The organism is Geomonas sp. (assembly GCF_056994735.1).
Map to the genome: position 1 here is coordinate 1 of NZ_JBXKJL010000216.1, position 1,068 is coordinate 1,068.

Consider the following 1,068-nt stretch of genomic DNA (forward strand, 5'->3'; position numbering starts at 1 on the left):
CCGGACATCGAAAGCGCCTGCCTGACCATCATGTCGAGGCCGCGGCAGCAGGGAACCTCCATGATGGCCACGGTGATGCTCTTTACTTCGTTGCGCTGGAAGATCGCCGCGAGTTTTTCCACGTACGCCGAGGTGTCGTCGAGTTTCGGGCAGGCAATGGCAACGGCCTTCCCCTTCAAGAGGTCGCTGTGGAAGCTGCCGAGCGCGAAGGCCACGCAGTCGGCCGAGATGAGGATGTCGCTGTCCTGGAACCAGGGGGCGGTCGGCGGTACCAGGTGCAGCTGCACCGGCCACTGCCTCAGTTCGGAGGCGGCCTTCACCGTGGTGGTGTTGTCAGTAGTTTCAGTCCTCTCAATGACTCTTGCCATGCTGCCCGGGCAGCCACATGCTGAATGTCCCATTTTTCTCTCCCTTTATCTGTCAGTTATCTTCTTATATCTGCTCCCCCTGCGGGGGTGAGGTTTCGGTCAATTTTCCGCTTTCGCGTCCAGATAGTCACTGATCTCTTTTTCGATGCCGGCTTCCTGTTCCGCCGAAAGGCCGTGGATCGCCACCACATCCTTGAGGAGGCAGATGCCGACCTTGCAGGTGACGCAGCCAATCTCGTAGCGGTTCAGGATTTCCCCGATCTCCGGGTACTTCGCCATTACGTCCTGGATTGCCGCCTCGCCCAAATCATTTTTGAATTTCATCTGCGCCTCCTGTGTCTTCGTTGATGTGAAGATAGCGCGATCCACCCGTGATGTTCATGACCTGCGTCAAAATTGTCATATTTTGCGCGGGAGCCCAAAAAGTGGCTCCCTCGTTGACCGGGAGGCGGATTTGGGTAAAACTGATGACTGGAAAGGGAACCGCTATTGGACCGTGCTACTGGAGGACTGTGATGGAACACGATCTCAGGTCGCAGATCAAGACGCTGGAAAGGTCGCTGCCGCCCCTTGCGCCGGAAAAGGCGGAACTCCTCGAGCGGGCTTCCCGCGAGTTGGCAGCTTCGGGGATCACCGAGCGTGTCCTCAAGAGCGGAGACGAGGCGCCTGACTTCACCCTCCCCAACCCCGTCGGGGTCTC

At 58.4% G+C, this 1,068-nt stretch carries 2 protein-coding genes and 1 pseudogene; 1 reads left to right on the forward strand and 2 read right to left on the reverse strand.

Going from position 1 to position 1,068, the window contains the following annotated elements:
* Both AC11W3_RS09160 and AC11W3_RS09165 read right to left on the reverse strand, forming a co-directional pair.
* A partial coding sequence (locus AC11W3_RS09160) for an iron-sulfur cluster-binding oxidoreductase (protein WP_484092898.1) occupies positions 1-401 on the reverse strand: 401 nt, incomplete at its 3' end.
* 66 nt (positions 402-467) lie between these two features.
* Entirely contained in the window at positions 468-692 is a 225-nt protein-coding gene (locus AC11W3_RS09165) for a hypothetical protein (RefSeq protein WP_484092899.1), read from the reverse strand.
* 191 nt (positions 693-883) lie between these two features.
* Between AC11W3_RS09165 and AC11W3_RS09170 the strand changes: the two are divergent.
* Positions 884-1,068: pseudogene (locus AC11W3_RS09170) on the forward strand (AhpC/TSA family protein); the annotation flags it as partial.

Bases quoted from the DNA above. Each gene is read 5' to 3' on its own strand.
- AC11W3_RS09165 (WP_484092899.1), bottom strand. From the start codon at position 692: ATGAAATTCAAAAATGATTTGGGCGAGGCGGCAATCCAGGACGTAATG.